Below are 20191 nucleotides of genomic sequence, written 5' to 3' on the forward strand. Positions count from 1 at the left end.
TCGAACAAACAAGTTTATCGGGTACTGGTGAAAGGAAGAGCGTCATTATGAGGATGGCAGGGACTTGGGGCTCAGCTTTTGCGGTGGCTTTGGCCGTTCACCTTAGCGTTTTTGCTTTAGTGGGGCAGGGATTATTGGCGGAAACAGCCTTGGAGCCACAATTTGAATATATGGAAGTTGAGCTGGCACCGCTCCCCCCTGCTGCTAAACCGGTTCAGGCGAAGGATGTACCGGCGGCCAGCAATCACAGCCCGGATCTGAGCAGCAATAAGCAGGTTTATCCGGCTGCCAGGCCGGCAGCTTCCCGCTTGGCCCCCGTCAGGGAGCAGACCGAGGCTTGGCCGCAGGTTGCAGCTGTCGCTGTGGCCGGTCTGCCATCAGGCGTAAGCAGCAGCGATTTTAGCGGAGAGGCAGGAGCAGGAGCAGCGGCAGGCGGCGGGACAGGAAATAGCGTCTCTGCCGGCGGAACCGGGCCGGCAGCAGAGCAGGTTGACCGCCGGCCGTCGCTGGCTTATGCGCCTTTGCCGGAATATCCGGTTGAAGCCAGGCGCAATCACTGGCAGGGAAAGGTATTTGTCAGTGTACTGGTGACGGCTGCGGGAAGAGCCGCCGAGGCGAAAGTGGCCGAAAGCTCAGGTTATGATGTACTGGATCAGGCGGCGGTGAACGTAGTGCTGTACAAATGGCGGTTTAATCCTGCCGAGCGCGGCGGACAGGCTGTACCTGGCAGGGTGAGAGTGCCGGTTACGTTCAGCCTAGATCGCTGATAGAAATATAGTGTTTATATTAAAGAGCACAACAAGGAGGAGGAGTATGTATGAGAAAAAATTTCAAAAAAAGGATGATTCCCCCGGTGCTGGCTGTTTGCTTATTAAGCTCATTCCAGCTTGCCACAGCACAAGAGGTCGATGAGGCCACACTTGAGGGCGTGGAAGTCCACTCGACATCCCTGGAGAAATACCAAGTGACCACAACAGTTATTACCGCGGAAAAAATTAAGGAAACCGGCGCAAGAAATCTGGCTGAGGCTCTGGAAGCAGTACCCGGGCTGTATATGGCGAGTGCTGATAAGAATGCCCGGCTGGTGCGTATCCGGGGGGCGGCCACCGACCAGACGCGGGTTTATATTGACGGGCTGCCGGTGTTTCCCTTATCAGGTATCGCCTCCAATTCGGCGTCTGATTTGGCCGGTATAGCTGTCGATAATATTGAAAAGATTGAGATCATTAAAGGACCCGGACCGGTGCAATACGGCACAGACTATAAAGGCGGCGTTATTTTAATTACCACCAAGGATGGCAAGGGGCCAGGCCAGTTTCAGCTTAATTTGGCAGCAGGCTCTGATAAACGCTTTGACCACAGCATCTCCTACCGCGGCAGTGATGATAATGCCAGCTACTCCTTTGCTGCCGGCAAAAGCAAAGGTGACGGGTATCAGAGACACTCCGAGTTTGATAAGGAGTATTTTGACGGTAAAATAAAATGGAAGCTGGGTGAGGGCCAGAACCTGACAATCAGCGGCTGGTATATGAATACCGACCGGGACATCGCCAATGGCATTGACCAGGAAACCGGTAAGGAAACCTCGTCTAATATTGGATGGTCTGGTGATACCAAGATAGGCGGCAAGACGGATGTAAAAGACTGGAGATACCGGGATTTTAAACAAACCAATATTGCCGTGCAGTATGATCAAAAGGTCAATGACCGGTTCAAATATGATGTGAAATTTTACCATGTCACCGACCGCAATACCCTGCAGGTAACGAATGGCAATAACGTCCTAAATAAGACAAATACCAAGCAAAACCCGATGTTATATAGCAGTGACTGGACTTCAAGCGGTAATGGTATGGAGCTTACTGCCGACTGGCAGGCAGCCCGGAACAATACCATCACCTTTGGCGCCAAATACAGCAAGCTTGACTGGGATGCCAGCGATAATAGAAGTTTAAATCCAGGCGGCATTACTGACGGCGGCAGCGATAGGCGCATCGGCTATTACCTGCAGGATAGCTGGCAGCTTGACAGCAAAACCAATCTGACCGCAGGCGTGCGTCATGACAAGGTAACGCAAGCCTTTGACAACATTCCGGGGAAAACACCGGCAGAACTTGCAGATATTGATGATTCTACCACTGATCCGGTATTTAACCTGACCCATCAATTGGATGAGAAAAATACGCTGCGTTTTTCGGCAGGAAAAACCCATAATTTTGTTACCGCCAAGCAGGCTAACGGCAATCGCAAGGATGGTTATGCCGTTCCTAGGACCGAAAAGGCCACTAACCAGGAGCTCGGCTGGAAGCACAAGCTTAATGAAAAAGCATCACTGGACATTGCTATTTTCAAAAATGATATTGATAACCGGATTGACAGAGATGAAAATAAGATATATCGCAACATTGCTAAAACCGAGATACGGGGAGTGGAGCTGGAATATAACCAGCAGATCAGCAAACGGCTGAGGGGCTTTGTTAATTACACGTATTTGAAGGCGGAAGACACTAATGCCGGGGTTACCACCGATGCCGCCAATTTGCCTGACAGTATGTTCAATTACGGCGCAACCTACACGGTGGACAAGTTCCAGGCTGCCTTGATCGGTCATTACCTGGGCAATGTTAAGAATACTGATGTCAACGAAGTCAATAACTATGGAAATATCTATAAGAAACTGGATAGCTATCATACAGTAGATCTTAATTTTAACTATCAGGAGAATGACAATCTGTCCTATTATTTGCATATCAACAATCTGTTTGACACTAAATACTGGGATAAATATGACCACCGGGGCGACGGCATTAACTTCATGGCCGGCATAAGCATGAAAATGTAGGAGGGTTTATGAAAAGGTTAAGCACACTGATCATCTTGCTTTGCATCAGCTTGCTCATGCTCTTAACCGGGTGCGGCCGGCAAAGCGCTGTGGATTCGGGCGCAGCGCCAGGCTCAGGCAGGGTTATTATTGACATGGCAGGCCGTAAGGTTATATTGCCGCAGAAAATTGAGAAGGTATATCCGGCATCACCGCTCGAATGTGTGTTGATTTATACTCTGGCGCCCGAGCTGTTGGCAGGCTGGGGTTATCACATGGCGGCAGATCAGTCAGGCTATATCCTGCCGGAGTACCGGAACTTGCCGGTGCTTGCCTGGACCACCCGCGGTTCGACCAGTAATGCCGAAGAAATTATGAAGATGAAGCCGGACGTAATTTTAACAATAAACGATATCAATGATACTACCAGGCAATATGCGGATGAACTGGAACGATTGACCAAAATACCGGTGGTGCTGTTGGATAAAGAATTAACTAAAACAGAACAGGCCTATGTGCTTGCCGGTAAGGTGCTGAACCGTGAAGAACGGGCAGCTAAGCTTGCGGCCTATTGCCGGGAAACGCTGGCGATGGTGACGGAAAAGCAGCCGCTGTTACAGGGCCGCACCCCGGTAACCGTGTATTATGCCGAAGGCCGGCGCGGTTTGGAAACCGAGCCGCGGGGGTCGTGGCATGCCGAGATCATTGAATTTGTCGGCGGCATAAATGTTGCCGATCCCGGTTTACCGGCAGGCAGTATTATTGGGCGGAGTCCGGTATCGATGGAACAAGTGCTGGCATGGAATCCGGAGGTGGTATTAATCAGCTATTTTCGCGATGGCGAAAGCAGCAGCTACCCCTCAATTATGGGTGAAAAATCATGGCAAAATGTCCGTGCGGTTAAAGCGCGGCAGGTATATGAAATTCCTACAGGCCCTTTTAACTGGTTTGACCGGCCGCCGGCGGTAAGCCGGCTTATCGGTATAAGATGGGTGGCGAATTTATTGTACCCTGATGTCTATCCTTTTGATTTCCGTGCCGAAGTTAAGCGGTTTTATGCGTTATTTTATCACTACCAGCTGTCTGAACAGGAACTTGATGATCTGGCAGCCAGGGCGAAAAGAGTAGAGTAGCTTATGTGGAAAATTTCGATGTTGCTGGCGATACTGGTAATTGCCTTCTTCGGCTCATTTCTGGTCGGACGTTTTCCCCTTGCCCCAGATATGGTAGTAATGATTCTGGGCGCCAAGCTCTTGGGACTGCCGCCGGCCGGGACTGATATTATGGAAACCGTTGTGTTCGACATCCGGCTGCCGCGAATCATGGCTGCCTTGTTAGTGGGCAGTGCGCTGGCAGTGGCCGGGGCGGCTTATCAGAACTTATTCCGCAATCCCCTGGTGTCACCGTCAATACTGGGGGCCTCCTGGGGCGCGGCCTTTGGTGCCGTTTTGGGGATGGTTTTCCACCTGTCCTGGATATGGGTGGAGTCGCTGGCTTTTATTTTTGGCCTGCTTGCGGTATCCTGCGCCATTATGATCAGTTCGTGGTTCGGCAATAAATCAACCATATCGCTGGTATTGGCCGGTATTGTAGTTTCTGCCTTTTTCCAGGCCCTTGTTTCGGTGCTGAAATATATGGCCGATCCCATGAACACACTGCCTGAAATCAGCTTTTGGCTAATGGGAGGGCTTTCCAAGGTTACGAATCAGGATGTACTATTGCTCTTGGTTCCCATAATGCTGCCGATGGCCATACTATACTTCATGCGCTGGCAGATTAATGTGCTTAGTGTTGGCGAAGAAGAAGCGCGTACACTCGGCATCAATGTCCGGGGTACCCGCTTGGTGATTTTGGCCTGCGCGACCATGCTGGCAGCGGCGGCTACCAGTATTGGCGGCATTATCCAATGGGTGGGGCTGTTGATTCCCCATATAGCCAGAATGCTGTTTGGGGCAAATTTTGCCATAGTACTGCCGGTGTCCATGCTTTTGGGAGCCGCCTATCTGTTGATAATGGATAATTTAAGCCGCAGCCTTGCTTCAGTGGAAATACAGGTCGGAATTCTTACAGCCTTAATTGGGGCGCCCTTTTTTGTTTTTTTACTGGCCAGAAGCAAAAGGGGCCTGGAGTGAAATAGGTTTGGCGGCAACACTAAGGAGATGGTTTTTGGATGTATGACATTGTGGCTAAGGGCGGAGCTACGTTTTGTGTAATTATTGCCTGTTCGCTGCTGGCGATGACGATTGTCATTGAAAGGTGGTGGTTTTACCGGAAGGTAGCCCGGGAAGATCAAATATATATGCCGGATTTACGGCAAGCGATTGCCGCCGGCAGTGCCAGACCTTTTGGCACTGGTGACGGACCGCTGGCAAGGCTGTGGATGGTTATGTACGGGCACTATCTGGCGGCAAGCGAGGAAGTGGAGCTTGCCGGCGAAACTGCTTTAGACAGCGAGAGCATGCGGTTGGAGAAATATTTATATATCTTAGCGACAATTGCCACAATCGCGCCGCTCCTGGGGTTATTGGGTACAGTATTAGGCATGATAAAAACCTTCCATGTGGCGGCGGTCAGCGGGGCAGGCAATCCCCAGTTATTGTCGGAAGGCATTGCCGAAGCCCTGTATAACACAGCGGCCGGCTTGTTTGTCACCATATTCTGCATTGTCTGCCACAATCATTACCGCAACTGGGTGGAACGGCGGCTGCGCATCCTGGAGTCAAGGATAAAGGAGTTTTCGTCTTTATTAAAGGCAAAAGGGGAGAATAATGGTGCCACGCAAGGTAAATAAACGACAGATCGGCGTCCATATTGATATGACGCCAATGGTTGATGTAATGATGCTGCTGGTTATTTTTTTTATGATGACAACGGCGTTTGTTACCGTCTATCCGGGCTTTACCATAAATTTACCCCAGGCAGCGGCCAAGAGTCAGGAGACGCAGCATGTTACGGTATTAATTGCCCAGGATGGACGCATGGCGGTTGATGGCCGGCCGGTGGCTAAGGGCGAACTGGCGGCGCTGCTAACCGGTGCAAAAAATGCTGCTGTATCCATTCAGGCCGATAAGGAAGTCAGCCATGGACAGGTAGTGGAGGTAATGGATGAAATTCAGCGGGCCGGGGTGGCTAAGATAGCAATAGCGGTCAGGGAGAAGGGACGATAACGGAATTGAGTCTCGAAGTCTGAACCCGCGAATAGAAGGGAGCGGCATATACTTGCTTGTGGTTGAGAATATCAGTTTTGCTTATCCGTCAGCAGGCAATCTGCTCACAGATATTTCTTTTGCCGTTGATAAGGGGGATGTTGTTTGCCTTTTGGGGCCAAATGGCGCCGGCAAGACGACCTTGCTCAGGTGTTTATTGGGGATTGCCAAAATACGGACAGGCAGTATAAGGCTCAGAGGTCAAAAGATCGATGCAATACCGGCAAAGGAACTGGCTGCTGATCTGGCCTATGTACCGCAGGCAGCCGCGACGGTATTTCCCTATAGAGTGCTTGATATTGTTGTTATGGGACGCACACCGCATATTGACTTTACTGCAGTACCAGGCCGGGAAGATTATGCCATTGCGCAGGAGAGTCTGGCTGAACTGGGTATCTCGCACCTGGCGGAGGCCTTGTTTAGCCGTATCAGCGGCGGCGAGCGGCAATTGACGCTCATTGCCAGGGCGCTGACGCAGCGCGCCAGGCTGCTCATTATGGACGAGCCGACAGCCAGTCTTGACTATGGCAATCAGGTCAGGATATTGCGCGTGATTGATAAGCTGGCAAAGCAGGGGTATTCAATTATTATGACCTCGCACTTTCCCAACCATGCTTTTCTGCTATGCAACCAGGTGATGATTATGAAGCAGGGGAAAATTGTGGCGCTAGGCAGCCCGGACAGTGTGGTAACCGACACGGTATTAAGCGATCTGTACATGACAAAGGTCAAGGTGGTTGAAATCGATACCGGCGAGTCAAAAGCACTGAAGGTGTGTTTGCCGCTGATTTAGTCGCCAGGTGTCGGGCAAAATGCCAGATTATCGTATTTCCCTGATTGCCGAGGCTTGACCATTGTGTCCGGTACCATACTTACTGACGGCCAATAACTGACAACTATTATAAAAAGGTGGTTCTAGCATGGGTGAGGTGTTCAAGTGGGATATTTACGACAAACTGATTGCTTCAATCCCTGATGATCTGAGGATTGAAGCATGTTTAACCGGGTTATCCTGGTTCCTGGTACGATCTAAAGGCGTGGGGATTGCCATGACTCCGCCGGAGGGCAGCCGGGATTACTGCTTTACCGGTAAAATTAACGGAGCCCCGGTAAAGGAGGTAGCTCAATGGGTCAAATCCTGGAATTATTTCGAGGCTGCCATGGGTTTGGCGGCAATTAACTCGGTAATTAACACACCGCAGCGGCTGGAGGAGACATTAGCCGTAAAGTGGGAAGAACAGCCGCCCAAGGATGTGTTTGTCCAGATGCGGGAACAGCTTCGCGGGAAAAAGGTGGCAGTTATTGGCCACTTCCGGGATTTGGAGCTCTTGGCGCCGTTGTGTGAGTTATCCATTTTGGAACGCCGGCCGCAGCAGGGGGACTATCCTGATCCGGCCTGCGAATATATTTTGCCACAGCAGGATTTTGTGTTTATTACCGCAACTACGCTGATTAATAAGACCTTGCCCCGGCTGCTGGAATTGAGCCGCAATGCTTTTGTGGTTTTGGCAGGCCCCAGTACACCATTAAGTCCGGTTCTGTTTGAGTATGGCATTGATATACTTGCAGGAACCGCTGTGGTTGAGCAGCAGACAGTATGGCGATTGATGCAGGAGGGAGACCGGCAAGAGTTTTTCGATACAGGGGCAAAAATGGTTCAGGTTGCCGCTAAGGATTATTCGCTTTTCAGGAACACACCCTGAGTATAGGCAAGCTCATTAGCTTAAAGGAGAGAAAAATGATGAATTTGAAAAAATGTTCCTTTGTTTTGGTTTTCCTGCTTATTGTTGCACTTGCCTTGTCCGGGTGTGCGAACCAGACCGCAGGAACACCGCCGCAGGAAAAGACAGCGAAGCAAACAGAAATTACCTTTTTGGACCAAAATGACCGCAAAGTCACTGTAAAAGCCCCTGTCAAGAGGATTGTAGCCCTGCAGCATCATTCTCTGGACATTTTAGCCATGCTTGGTGCCCAGGATCAGGTGGTGGGCGTGGTATCCAAGTGGGACAGCCTGTTGGGCAAATATATGACAGATGTTTTCCCGGGAATAGAAGCATTGCCGATGCCGGGGTCGCTTGAAGACTGCAATGTGGAAGAGGTCGCCAAGCTGAATCCCGACCTGGTAATTGTCGCTGCGCAGTTTAAGAAGGAATATATTCAACAATTGGAGAACTTGGGCATCCCGGTCATGACCGTTACCCTGCGCGGAGAAGGCAGACAGAAAGAGGCGCAGAATCCGGAGTTGGCCAATGCCGATGTTGCTTATACGAGAGGTTGTGAGTGGTCCGTCAAGAAGCTGGGGGAAGTCACCGGCAAAACGGACAAGGCCGTTAAGATATGGGATTTCGCTGTGGCTAACAGAACATATGTGGAGGACCATCTGAAAAATATATCCGGCGATCAGAAGGTACGCGTCTTTATTGCCAATGAAAACAATATGACCTATGGGTCGGACAAGTATGTCGGCTGCCAGCTGGAACGAGCGGGGGCGGTCAACGTCGCCGCGGAAGAGATTAAAGGCTACAAGGAAGTAAACTTTGAAAAAGTTGCGCAGTGGAATCCGGATGTCATTGTGGTTCAGGACCGGTACAAAAGTGTTTATGACAGCATTCTGGCCGACGCTAAATGGCAGGACATTAAGGCGGTTAAAGAAAACAGGGTGATTCTCGCCCCATACTGGACCAAGCCCTGGGGAAATCCGGGACCGGATTCCATTGCCCTGGGTGAGCTGTGGCTGGCGTATCAATTCTATCCTGATCAAATTAAACGGAATGTCGTAGAGGTCAAGGCCAAGGAATTTTACAAAGAAATTTACGGCATCAATTTTACGGGAACGATATAAATTGAAACGGTAAAAGCGCGCATGGGTAAAAAAAACGGAAATATAACTCTTTTGGTTGTCTTGATTCTGCTGCCGGTCGCTTTTTTTATCGCGTCATTAATGTTAGGGCCATATCCCATTGGCCCTTTCGACGTTGTCAAGATTGTTCTCGACCGCTTTCTCGGAACGGGTTATGTAGACAACCCTCTTGCCGAGAACATGATCTGGAAGATCCGAATGCCCAGAATTCTGGGAGCCGTTCTGGTCGGGGCAGCATTATCTGTGGCCGGAGCCGTTTTCCAGGGGCTTTTCCGAAATCCATTGGCTTCTCCTTACACGTTGGATGTATCTAACGGTGCGGGTTTCGGTGCCGCTCTGGCCATTCTTTTGTCCTCCGGGGCGGGGCTGAATGTCTTCTTTGTCCAGCTTTCTGCGCTGGCTTTCGGGCTGCTTTCCATCGGCATTACTTTTCTGTTGGCTGCCAAGGCCAGAAGATCAACGGTCACCCTGGTATTATCGGGCATGCTGGTGGGTGCTTTGTTTTCATCCCTGGTGGCGTTGATCAAATATGTGGCCGATCCGTATGACCAGCTGCCGCAAATTGTCTTCTGGCTGATGGGAACCCTGTCGGGCGTGACGTATGAGAAGCTGGCAATGATCCTGCCACTCTACCTTCCGGCGATGACGGTCATTTTCCTGATGCGCTGGCGAATCAACATCCTGAGCATGGGGGATCAGGAGGCGCGATCCTACGGTGTGGATGTCAAAAAAAACAGGACCGTTGTCATCCTGGCTTGCTCTGTCCTGACCGCGCTGGTGGTATCCCTGGCAGGGGTGATCGGCTGGGTCGGCATTGTGATTCCGCATCTAGCCAGGATTATTGCGGGGCATGACTTCCGCAAACTGGTGCCGGTCAGCCTGTCGTTGGGAATCTGCTATGTATTGTTGATTGATGATATTTGCCGGAATGTAACGGCGGCGGAGATTCCGCTGGGGGTGGTAACGGGGATTATTGGTACGCCGGTCTTTATCTATTTTATTTATAAAGGCAAGGTGAGATGGGAATGAAGCTGGAGGTACGGAACCTGACCTTTTCCTATGACGGCGCCAGGAAGATTTTTGAAGATATCTCTTTTCAATATCACTCACCCCAGGTTTTCTGTATCCTGGGACCCAATGGAACAGGAAAAAGCACCTTGCTGCGGTGTATGATCAATGAATTGAAAGCTCAAAGCGGCAGCGTCTTTATTAATGATGCACAAGCCGGCGCGTACAATGCCCGGGAGCTGGCCAGGATTATTGCCTATATCCCGCAGAATCACTACCCTGCGTTTCCGTTTCCGGTCCTCGATATTGTCATGATGGGGCGGACTTCCCGGATGGGGTACCTGGCCAATCCGGGGGAAATGGAAAGAAAAATTGCTATGGAAAAGCTGGAATTCCTCCAGATCGGACACCTGAAAGACAAACCGTATACGGACATATCCGGCGGAGAGCGGCAGTTGGTGATGCTTGCCTCCGCGCTGGCCCAGGAACCCGATCTCCTGATTCTTGACGAACCCACAGCCCATCTCGATTTTGGCAACCAGTACCGTTTTATCCAACTGGTTAAGCGGCTTGCAGGGAATGGAACGGGCGTTTTAATGACTACGCATTTTCCGGACCATCCCTTGGAATTAAACAGCCTTACGGCGATTCTGAAAGACGGGAAAATGATTGGAATCGGCAATCCGGAGGAGTTGCTTACAGACCGGAACCTGACGGATTTATATAATATCCGGGTCAGTGTGGAAAGCGTTGGCAGGAAAAAAATTTGTGTGCCGGGAGGGTTCCATGAAGAATTTATCTGAGCGTTCAAATGCTTACTGGTCAGGCAGAGCGCCGGAGTTCAGCGCTCTGCGGATGAATGAATTCGCGTCGGTCGCGCGGCAATCGTATGAAGATTTCCTGCTGGAATTTCTGCCGGCGAAGCAGGAACCGCTGGAAGCGCTGGATATCGGAACAGGCGCGGGATTTTTTGCGTTGATTCTGCGAAAACTGGGATGCCGGGTAACGGCAGTGGATTTTTCCCCGGAAATGCTGGCGCAAGCCCGTAAAAACGCCACGGAAAGAGGCGGGAAAGGAATTGATTTCAGACAAATGGATGCGCAGAACCTGACGTTTGCGGACAATTCCTTTGATTTTGTTATTACCCGGAATGTAATGTGGATTGTCGAAGACGCCCAAAGGATGTATTTCCATATGCACCGGGTTTTAAGGCCGGGGGGAATTCTGCTGAATCTGGACGCCAATTACGGAAAGGCCTTTTGGGAAGCGGACCAAAAAAAGGAAACGCCCACCCATCCGACCCAGACACTGGAGCAGCTGAGGGAGAGAAACGAGATTGCCGGAGCCTGTCAGATCGCATGGGAAAAGCGTCCCGGCTGGGATGTAGCGGTGCTGAGTGAATTAGGCGTACGTCATATCCGGATCGAGCCTGATCTGGACAGGAGACTTGGGCTGGCGGAAGTAAACCGGCCATACAGCAGCGCATCCACCAAAACGAAGGCCTCAATGTTTGCGGTGGCGGCCGAGAAAGCGTAGCAAGCACAAAACTCCTGCTGATTTTTACAGAATCAGCAGGAGTTTTGTATTTAAAGGCTAATACTGTTTTATGAAAAAGTATCTGTTTGCGGAAACAACTAATTGAAGTGACTTGTGGAAGCCTTAGGGGGTAATGGTTATGCTTGATTTGATCATTAAACTTGATAATGAGTGCCGCATAAAGGCTTTGCAGCAGGTTGGCAGACACCCTGTGCTTCTTGCAGATACCCAATTGATCGGGCAGGAAATTGACCATGTGCTGGGGGCTCCGCTTAAAGAGTACGGAATGGTAGAACTGGATAATAATTTTTACCGGTATCAGTGCGCCGCTGAAGCAGGGGAAAAGGTGTTGTATGTAAGCAGTGACGGAGTGCTTCTTGAATTTTATCAGCAAATTAGCAGGCTTATGTCTGAAGGGGTTCAAGTATATGACCGGAATGGGTACTTTTTGTTTGCCAATCCGGCAAGTGAGACACTGGAGGGTTATGACAGCCGGGAATACCAGGGAAAACACCTGCTGGATATTTATGATGTCAACGAGGAATACAGCACGGTTCTGACAATTTTAAGAACTAAAAAGCCGGTTGCCAATCGCTGTGACCGGTTTAAAATGAAAAATGGGACGACCTTAACCACCATAAATTCCGGGTATCCATTAATCGTTGATAATTTTTTGTATGGGGCTGTTGTATTCGAAAGTGATTTGTCGGTATTAAAACGTCTGGAAAAACGTACCTTCAATTTGGAAGCATATATTGGCAGGACTGGACCTGACGGCCAGGCGGCTATGTATACGTTTGATGATATTGTGCATGAAGCGGAAAGCATGCGGGAGCTTATTCACTTTGCTAAAAAAGTTTCGCTTACTGACTCGGCAATTCTTATTGTGGGCGCCACTGGAACAGGCAAAGAGCTTGTGGCACAAGGTATTCATTCGTTTAGCTCCAGAAGATATAAGCCTTTTATTGATATTAATTGCAGTGCTGTGCCTGGTAATCTGTTTGAGAGTATTTTTTTTGGCACGGAAAAAGGGGCTTTTACAGGCAGTGTCAGCAAGCCGGGGCTGTTTGAAACAGCCAATGGCGGGACTATTTTTCTTGATGAAGTTAATTCTATTAGTCCGGAAATACAGGTAAAGCTTTTGCGGGTACTGCAGGAGAAACGTTTTCAGCGTATTGGCGGCAGCAAATATATACAATGTGATGTGCGAATTATTTCGGCGGCAAATGAGGATCTTAATGCGCTTATAAAGCAGCAAAAAATCCGTATGGATTTTTATTACCGGATATCGGCTATCAAAATGGACCTTCCTGATTTGAAGGACCGCTCTCAAGACAGTTTGCTGCTGGCCCGGCATTTTTTGAGTGAATTGTGTAAGCAATATCATCGGGAACAAGTGACGATTGCGCAAGAAGTACTTGCTGTGTTTGAGCAATACGAGTGGCCGGGAAACGTAAGAGAGCTTCATCATGTTATTGAATATGCTTTTAACCGTGCGGCAGATGATGCAAGCATAATAACGCTTGATTGTCTTCCAGGCTATTTAAGAACGCTGGAAAATGAAGGCTGTGCGGCCTCGCAATGCCAAGACCTGAAAGGATATGCAACAGAAGGTTCAGGGACTTTTGCTGAACGTATGGAACGGTTTGAATATGAATTAATCCGTCAGACGCTGACTGCGAACGGGGGAAACATTACTCATAGTGCCCAGCAGTTGGGAATAAGCAGGCAGAGTCTGCAGTACCGGATGAAGAAATTAAACATTTACGAATGGTAGTGCAAAATTTTTCTCGGTGACGCCAAATTATTTGGCGTCTGCTGTGTTTGAATTAGTAACGGTTTTTACTAAGGCTTACCTATAATGCAAAAAAAGTTGGCGCTAATTATAGTGGGAAGCTGAAGAAATGACAGTTTTGCCTGATATCAAATTAAAACAAAAGATAATTTGGTGAAAAATGTGAGTGGTTTTTTTAAAATTGCTCACATTTTTTTCTGTTAAATTACAAGAAAAAGACAAAAAAGTGCTTAGATTCTGTATATTCCGTTAAACATTTCGCTTAACAAGGGTGTTGCAGCAATATTTGGCATGGATTTTGCACTAGTAATGTAATGCAATATCTTTAAAGTACGAATCATCACCCCCGCCCGTTGTTTTGGGGGGCAAGTTCTTTATTCGGCAGAAAAAAGCACACTCTTAGTAATATTTAATTTTTTAATGCGAACCTGCAGATTTTGCCGGTGTATGCCCAGTGTCAAAGCAGCTTTGGTAATATTGCCTTTACTTGCTGTGAGAGCGTCGATAATCAGCTTACGCTCTAATTCGTCAAGTGTCTGAGGCAACGACTGTTTGGTTGTTTTAGGAAAGGCATTGGGTTGGGGCGACAGCACTTGTTTATGAAAATAATCAGGAAGATAGGCTGAACTTAAAGCTGCCTCATTATCTGAAAAGCTAACCGCATTTTCCAGTACATGGCATAGTTCGCGAACATTGCCTGGCCATGTATGGCTAAGCAATAGGTTTTCCAGATCGGCTGAAAGCCGGGTTATATGTTTGCCATAGACTTTATTAAATTTATTGATAAAGTAGCTGGCAAGCAGCAAAATATCTTCCCGTCGTTCGCGGAGCGGCGAAATAGTCAGATTCACAACAGCTATGCGGTAATAGAAGTCTTCCCGCATTTTGTGTTCAGCCAGCAGCTTGTGGCAGTCAATATTGGTAGAACTGATGATCCGGCAGTTTACGGCAGCTTCCTGGTGGCTGCCCAGACGGCGGAACTTTTTCTCCTCAAGAATCCGCAGCATTTTTGCCTGCAGTACCAAACTCATGCTGTTGATCTCATCTAAAAACAAAGTGCCTTTTCCGGCCTGTTCCAATAATCCTGGGGTGTTTTCGGCTCCGGTAAAAGCACCTTTAGTTGTGCCAAAAATCATACTTTCCAGCAAGGTCTCAGGTATGGCTGCACAATTCAAGGCAACAAACGGCTGCGCCGCAGCGGGGCCATAATTATGGATGCTTTGAGCAAGAATTTCTTTTCCTGTACCGGTCTCACCTGTTAGTAATATGGGGGCTGAGCTAAGTGCCGCTTTTTTGGCTTTGTCAATAAGCCTGGTGAGTTGCGGGCTTTCGCCAACCAGACAGGAAAAGTCGTAGCTGGTGCCGTTTTGCAGCCGATTGCTGCTGCCGCAGTAACTTTGTATTTTCTCCTGCAACTGGGAGACCTTGTTAAGTAAATGGGCCATTTCAGTAATATTTTTATTGATTGAACAAACGGCAACAATCTCACCTTCACGTTTAATGGGTATTACTGTTGACAGCATGTGTACTTCACGGTGATCTACGGTACGGTATTTTTTATATTTGTCAAAAGACGGTCTGCCTGTAATAAATACACTGCGCAGTTCTTCAAGCATAGCTTTTCGCTGGGAAGGCTCAAAACGTTCAATTCGATTATTATAAAACAATTCGTCACCACGCTGATTGATGACATATACCGCATCCTGCATGTAATTGGCAATAGCCTGCAAATATAATGATTTATCAATAGTATCCATATTCTACCTACCAACTCCCAATAATAACAATATTTTATCCAATATATGCCTGGGAGTAAAGATGTAATGCAATAAAATAATGCGCAAAACTTTGATGCGGTTATAAACAAAGCTTGCTGCTGCTTAACAGCGTAGTTTTCAGGGATGTGCCTTACATACAGGGATTCCCAGGGGAAAATGACTTATCTGTTTTAAACCTTACATTGGCATGAATTATGCAATATCAAGTAAAAAACAATGCATGAATATATATTGTGAACCGGAGGGTACAGAGGCATGAATAAAGTTTTTCTGAGTGGCGCGGAACTGACAACCGCACAGGTATTACAGATAGCCCGGTATGGAGCGCCTGTAGAGATTACTCCAACGGCCCGGCAGCGCTTGGCGGACGCCCGCCAACTGGTATTCGACCTGGTGGACGCCGATTATCCTATCTACGGGTTTAATGTGGGAGTGGGTCAAAACAAGGATAAAAAGGTGTTTAAGCAATTTTTCGGGGAGTATAACTGCAATCTGATCCGCTCTCATTGCATAGGCGTTCCGCCTTATGCCAGCGACGAGGACGTTCGGGCAACCATGGTGGCCCGGCTTAACACCATGCTTACCGGCTGTTGCGGTGTTTCCCCCGAAATTCCCGAAATGTACATGGCCATGCTCAATCACGGCATACATCCCCTGATTCCTGAAAAGGGGTCGGTAGGGCAGGCGGATATAGGCCTTATTTCCCATATAGGCCTTGCCATTATTGGCGAGGGGAACGTGCGGATGAACGGCAGGGAAATGCCCTCCACCGAGGCCTTTGCCAAGGTTGGTCTGAATCCTCTGACCCTTGGTCCCAAGGACGGCCTTGCCATTGTCAGCTCCAATGCCCTGAGTGCCGGGGCCTGCGCCCTGCTGCTGGAGGATATTGAAGAACTGCTGGATTTGAGTGAACTGATTTACGCTATGTCTCTGGAAGGCCTCAACGGCAACACCGCCCCCCTGGATGACCGCAACCACGCTCTGCGCCGCTTTACCGGACAGCGAGAAAGTGCCAAGCGTATCACCCGCTATCTTCAGGGCAGCTATATCTATGAAGTAGACCCCAAAAAGGCAGTGCATGACCCCCTTTCCTACCGCAGCACTCCCCAAATTACCGGGGCGGCCAGGGAAATGCTGGCCTACACCAAGGAGCGGCTGGAAATCCAGCTCAACACCACCGACGATAACCCCTGCCTGCTGCTGGAGGACCGACAGATAAGTCCTTCCGCCAACTTTGACCCCCTCAACTGGGTGCTGGGGGTAGAGAGCTTGGCTATCGCTTTGTCCCACGTATCTAAAACCGCCTGTATGCGGCTTATTAAGCTGGTCACCCCCAACTACACCAACCTGCCCCGATTTTTGGCCCCGGAGGTGGACGTCCTCTGCTTCGCCACTCTGCAAAAAACCTTTACCAGCCTGGATGTGGAAATCCGCCATCTGTGTAATCCCTGCTCAATGGACACTTTCAGTCTGGCGGGGGATATGGAGGACACTTCCACCAACGCCACCTACGCCGTACAGAACTTACGGCGGATATACCGGAACCTGCACATCATTTTCGCCATTGAGCTGATGCATGCAACACAGGCCATGGAATACCGGAAAAAGCTGTCTTTGGGCCAATATACCGGCAAGGCGTTCCAAATAGTCCGCAAGGTACTGCCCTTTTATAAAACCGACCGCAATATCACCCAGGACATTCAAACGGTATGCGAGTTGCTGCAAAGCGGCGAGTTGACCGCCCTGATCCGGGAGTGAGAGGAGGAATAGTATGACTGTCATTACATTGGGCTTCCCGCTGAATCTGGAAGAATTTCTTCAAATCGTCCGCTTTGGGGCAAAGATTGAATTTTCGCCTGAATATTGCCGGCGGGTTACCAAGGCCCGCCAACTAATCGAAAAAGCTATTGATGAAAACCGGGTAATGTATGGTGTTACCACTGGTTTTGGTTCCCTGAGCACCCGGATAATCAACGCTGAGCAGGTAGAGCAGCTGCAGCGCAACATTGTGCTTTCCCATTCTACCTCGGTAGGAGCACCCTACACCGTGGAGGAAGCCCGGGCCACCATGCTGATGGTGCTGCAAAATCTGGGCAGGGGCCACAGCGGAGTACGACTGGAATTGCTGGAATTGCTGCGAGAAATGCTCAACCGTAGCGTTACCCCCTGGATGCCCCGGGAGGGTTCGGTAGGGTATTTGGCACCCGAAGCCCACCTGGCGCTGGTGCTCATGGGTGAGGGGCAGGCATATGTTGAGGGTCGATTGATGTCCGGGAAGAACGCCCTGGAACAGGCAGGGCTTGCCCCCCTGCCGCTGGGTGCTAAGGAGGGACTGGCACTGGTGTCCGGCACCACCACGGTGACGGCACTGGCAAGTCTTGCTTTGTACGATATGATTAAGGCGGCCAAAAGTGCCGACATCATTGGGGCGGTTTCCCTGGAGGTGCTCAGGGGTGTTATGCGGGCGTTTGATCCGCGGGTTATGTCGGTGCGTCCCCACCCGGAGCAGGACGGTACTGCCGAAAATGTGCGGCGTATTCTCTCCGATTCTGCTGTCCTCAAACACTTTGAGGGTACAAGATTGCAGGACGCTCTGTCCTTGCGATGTATTCCCCAGCTTCACGGCGCCTCTAAAAAAACTTTTTATGACGCAAGGCGAACGCTGGAAATTGAGATGAACTCCTGCTGCGACAACCCCATCATCTGGGATGCCGACGGTGACGCCGACGTGATTTCCGCCTGCAACTGCGACTCGGCTTATGTAGGCATTGCCATGGACAGCGCTGCCATCGCCGCCACTATGCTGGCCAAAATGTCGGAGCGGCGCAACAACCGCATCATTGATGAGAGCCTGTCAGGCTATCCGGCATTTCTGGTGGATAATCCGGGGCTAAATTCCGGCCTGATGCTTGCTCAGTACAGCCAGGCAGGACTGTTGGGCGACATGCGTATTCTCTCCACCTCCGCTGTCATCGACAACACCCCCACCTGCTGCAACCAGGAGGATTATGTGGCCATGGGGTACAATGCCTCGAAAAAGGCGCTGCAGGTAGTGGAAAAATTGGAGTATATCCTGGCGATCGAATTGCTTTCAGGCTATCAGGCACAGCAATTTTTAGACCCAACTCTTGCCCGTAGCAAGGTAACAGCCCGCATTCTGGAGGAAATCGGCAAATCGGTACCTGTGATGAAGGAGGATATTTTCCTACACCCTCACATCGAGTTTCTGCGGGATATGATTCATACCGGAAGGCTGGTTGAGCTGGCCGAGGAAATCATCGGCCCGATGAAATAGACTTCCACAGCACTCGGTAATTGAGAGCGGGGGAGGTCGAATGGCTGTTCAATATCCTATACGTTGGAGGTGATAGTTGCAGTTTCGTGCAGCGGTGTTGTAAGAAAGGCTAATATTTTACTGATGAAAGGAAGGCAGAGCTTATGAGCACACAAACCCATACTCCGGTAGAGAAAAACTCCGGTAAGAGCCTTTGGGAGGGTGTCCGTAAGGACGTTTTTATTCCAGGCATCATTCTTTTCGGTATTGCGGCAATTATAGGAATTATGAACAACAAGGCGCTGACCCAAAGTTCCCAGGCGTTCTTTGTCTGGTCTTTGGAGAGCTTTGGCTGGTTATACCAGTATGTGGTAATGGGCAGCACCATTATGGTGGCCATAATTACGTTTTCCAAGCTGGGCAACATCAAACTGGGCGGTGCGGACGCCCAGCCCAAATACCCCTTCTGGACCTGGTTTGCCATGACCCTCACAGGCGGCGTGGCCACAGGTATTGTTACCTGGGGTGTCAATGAGCCACTGATCTACTACGGCAATGTCTGGGGCGAGCTGGATGCATTAGGCATCAAACCTTTTACCGCCGAAGCGGCGCGATTTGCCATGGGGCGCAGTTTTTATAACTGGACATTTCTTCCCTATGCGATTTATGCCCTGTGTGGCGTACTGGTAGCCTACCTGTACTTTAATAAAAAGCAAAAGCTCAATGTTACCGCCACCCTTCAGCCTGTTTTCGGCAAGCGGATTACCCAAGGCGCTCTGGCTGCCTCTGTGGACTGCCTGTCCATGATGGCTCTGGGGGTAGGTATCTGCGGTGGCCTTGCCATGTGCATTACTCTGGTAGTTACCGGCCTGCGCACCTACGGCATACAGGAAAGCCTGTCTCTGTTTGTAATGATTGGCGTGGCACTAATTTTCATCTTCACATTCTCATCCTATGTCGGCATGGACAGGGGTCTGAAGGTGTTGGGCAATCTCAACGCCTGGTTCTATTACGGCATTTTGGCCCTGCTGCTGTTCACCGGCCCCCTGCTGTTCATATTGCGCAACAGCACCGCCGGACTGGCCGAGTGGCTGCATTACTTTTGGTTATGGGGCTTGGATCCCATCGATATCGGCGGCGCAGCCCTTACCCGTTCCTGGACCTTGTTTGACTGGGCCTGCTGGATCGCCTATGCACCGGTAACCGGCATCTTCCTGGCCATGATGGCCAGGGGGCGCACCATCCGGGAATTTCTTGTTGTCAACTGGATTCTTCCTTCTGTGTTCGGCCTGGTATGGTTCAGTATCTGGGGCAACAACGCACTCCACATGCAGATGACCGGCACGGCTGACTTGGTGGGTGCTATCAACCAGGGCGGTGCGGTTATGGCCATGTGGGAGTTCCTCAAGCATTTGCCCTTCGGTCTTGGGGCCATCGTTATTCCTGTGAATATCTTTATCATCATCATTTCCTTTGTTACGGCGGCTGATGCCACCCTGACAAACGTAGGTTCCATGTGCATGAAGGACGTTCCCATCGGTACCGAGCCTCCCGGCTTCATTAAGATCATTTGGGGCATTATCATCGGCGTTGTGGCTGTGGTTATGGCAGCCTTCGGCGGCGGCGCCCAGGGTGTTGACGGCGTTAAGGCGCTGGCAACGGCAGGCGGATTTTTGGTGCTTTTTATATTCCTGTTCCAAATTATCGCGGCAGGCAAGGTGTTCTTTGTCCAAAAGGCATCCAGTGATGTGGTAGACGCGACAGAAGAAGAGTAAACGGGCGGTATCCCGGGGGAAGCCTGTAGCTTTGCAGCCTTCCCCCCCTTATGTTACTGATAGGAGCATTCCTGTAACGAACAAAAAAGAGTTTTGAACAAAAAAGTACCTCCTGTTAGAATACAGGGTGTAAGGCTT

General features: G+C 49.8%; 17 protein-coding genes. 16 read left to right on the forward strand and 1 reads right to left on the reverse strand.

Translation table 11 applies throughout. The features are described from left to right. The first annotated feature begins 47 nt into the window (after positions 1–47). The 13 genes from GT1_RS17560 to GT1_RS17620 all read left to right on the forward strand — a co-directional run bounded on the left by GT1_RS17560 (position 48) and on the right by GT1_RS17620 (position 13208). Complete coding sequence (locus tag GT1_RS17560; RefSeq protein WP_223226340.1) at positions 48–767, forward strand: energy transducer TonB; 720 nt, start codon at positions 48–50, stop codon at positions 765–767. 50 nt (positions 768–817) lie between these two features. After that, the gene (locus GT1_RS17565) at positions 818–2842 is read left to right on the forward strand and encodes a TonB-dependent receptor (RefSeq protein WP_188399795.1); all 2025 of its coding nucleotides are present in this window, start codon (positions 818–820) and stop codon (positions 2840–2842) included. A gap of 8 nt (positions 2843–2850) precedes the next feature. Then, positions 2851–3954: an ABC transporter substrate-binding protein gene (locus GT1_RS17570; protein WP_188399796.1), complete on the forward strand. Its 1104-nt coding sequence runs from the start codon at positions 2851–2853 to the stop codon at positions 3952–3954. 3 nt (positions 3955–3957) lie between these two features. Then, positions 3958–4953 (forward strand): iron ABC transporter permease, encoded by a 996-nt coding sequence (locus GT1_RS17575; protein WP_188399797.1) that lies wholly within the window; start codon positions 3958–3960, stop codon positions 4951–4953. 38 nt (positions 4954–4991) lie between these two features. Then, entirely contained in the window at positions 4992–5612 is a 621-nt protein-coding gene (locus GT1_RS17580; protein ID WP_188399798.1) for a MotA/TolQ/ExbB proton channel family protein, read from the forward strand. Further along, on the forward strand, positions 5590–5988 hold the full coding sequence (locus GT1_RS17585; protein ID WP_188399799.1) for a biopolymer transporter ExbD: 399 nt from the start codon (positions 5590–5592) through the stop codon (positions 5986–5988). Before GT1_RS17580 ends, GT1_RS17585 begins: the two co-directional genes overlap by 23 nt. Positions 5989–6046: 58 nt before the next feature. Beyond that, entirely contained in the window at positions 6047–6820 is a 774-nt protein-coding gene (locus GT1_RS17590; protein WP_188399800.1) for an ABC transporter ATP-binding protein, read from the forward strand. Between the two features lie 127 nt (positions 6821–6947). Further along, positions 6948–7730 (forward strand): Rossmann-like domain-containing protein, encoded by a 783-nt coding sequence (locus GT1_RS17595; RefSeq protein WP_188399801.1) that lies wholly within the window; start codon positions 6948–6950, stop codon positions 7728–7730. Between the two features lie 35 nt (positions 7731–7765). Continuing rightward, the gene (locus GT1_RS17600) at positions 7766–8869 is read left to right on the forward strand and encodes an ABC transporter substrate-binding protein (RefSeq protein WP_223226341.1); all 1104 of its coding nucleotides are present in this window, start codon (positions 7766–7768) and stop codon (positions 8867–8869) included. A gap of 21 nt (positions 8870–8890) precedes the next feature. After that, positions 8891–9916, forward strand: a complete 1026-nt coding sequence (locus GT1_RS17605) for an iron ABC transporter permease (protein ID WP_188399802.1) — start codon at positions 8891–8893, stop codon at positions 9914–9916. After that, positions 9913–10698, forward strand: a complete 786-nt coding sequence (locus GT1_RS17610) for an ABC transporter ATP-binding protein (RefSeq protein WP_188399803.1) — start codon at positions 9913–9915, stop codon at positions 10696–10698. The genes GT1_RS17605 and GT1_RS17610 overlap by 4 nt, the downstream gene beginning before the upstream one ends. Further along, complete coding sequence (locus GT1_RS17615; RefSeq protein WP_188399804.1) at positions 10682–11431, forward strand: class I SAM-dependent methyltransferase; 750 nt, start codon at positions 10682–10684, stop codon at positions 11429–11431. The genes GT1_RS17610 and GT1_RS17615 overlap by 17 nt, the downstream gene beginning before the upstream one ends. Positions 11432–11570: 139 nt before the next feature. Next, positions 11571–13208 (forward strand): sigma-54-dependent Fis family transcriptional regulator, encoded by a 1638-nt coding sequence (locus GT1_RS17620; protein ID WP_188399805.1) that lies wholly within the window; start codon positions 11571–11573, stop codon positions 13206–13208. A 392-nt stretch (positions 13209–13600) separates the two neighbouring features. Here the strand turns inward: GT1_RS17620 and GT1_RS17625 are convergent, their stop codons facing one another. Further along, positions 13601–14983 (reverse strand): sigma-54-dependent Fis family transcriptional regulator, encoded by a 1383-nt coding sequence (locus GT1_RS17625; protein WP_188399806.1) that lies wholly within the window; start codon positions 14981–14983, stop codon positions 13601–13603. A gap of 276 nt (positions 14984–15259) precedes the next feature. Between GT1_RS17625 and hutH (GT1_RS17630) the strand changes: the two genes are divergently transcribed. The 3 genes from hutH (GT1_RS17630) (at position 15260) to GT1_RS17640 (ending at position 20053) form a co-directional block, all read left to right on the forward strand. Next, the gene (hutH, locus tag GT1_RS17630; RefSeq protein WP_188399807.1) at positions 15260–16762 is read left to right on the forward strand and encodes a histidine ammonia-lyase; all 1503 of its coding nucleotides are present in this window, start codon (positions 15260–15262) and stop codon (positions 16760–16762) included. Between the two features lie 13 nt (positions 16763–16775). Beyond that, complete coding sequence (gene hutH, locus GT1_RS17635) at positions 16776–18299, forward strand: histidine ammonia-lyase (protein ID WP_188399808.1); 1524 nt, start codon at positions 16776–16778, stop codon at positions 18297–18299. Between the two features lie 143 nt (positions 18300–18442). After that, positions 18443–20053 carry a BCCT family transporter gene (locus GT1_RS17640; RefSeq protein ID WP_188399809.1) on the forward strand — a complete coding sequence of 537 codons (1611 nt, stop codon included), beginning with the start codon at positions 18443–18445 and terminating at the stop codon, positions 20051–20053. Positions 20054–20191 lie beyond the last annotated feature (138 nt).

The organism is Sporomusa sp. GT1, assembly GCF_014634905.1.
Lineage (GTDB): Bacteria > Bacillota > Negativicutes > Sporomusales > Sporomusaceae > Sporomusa > Sporomusa sphaeroides.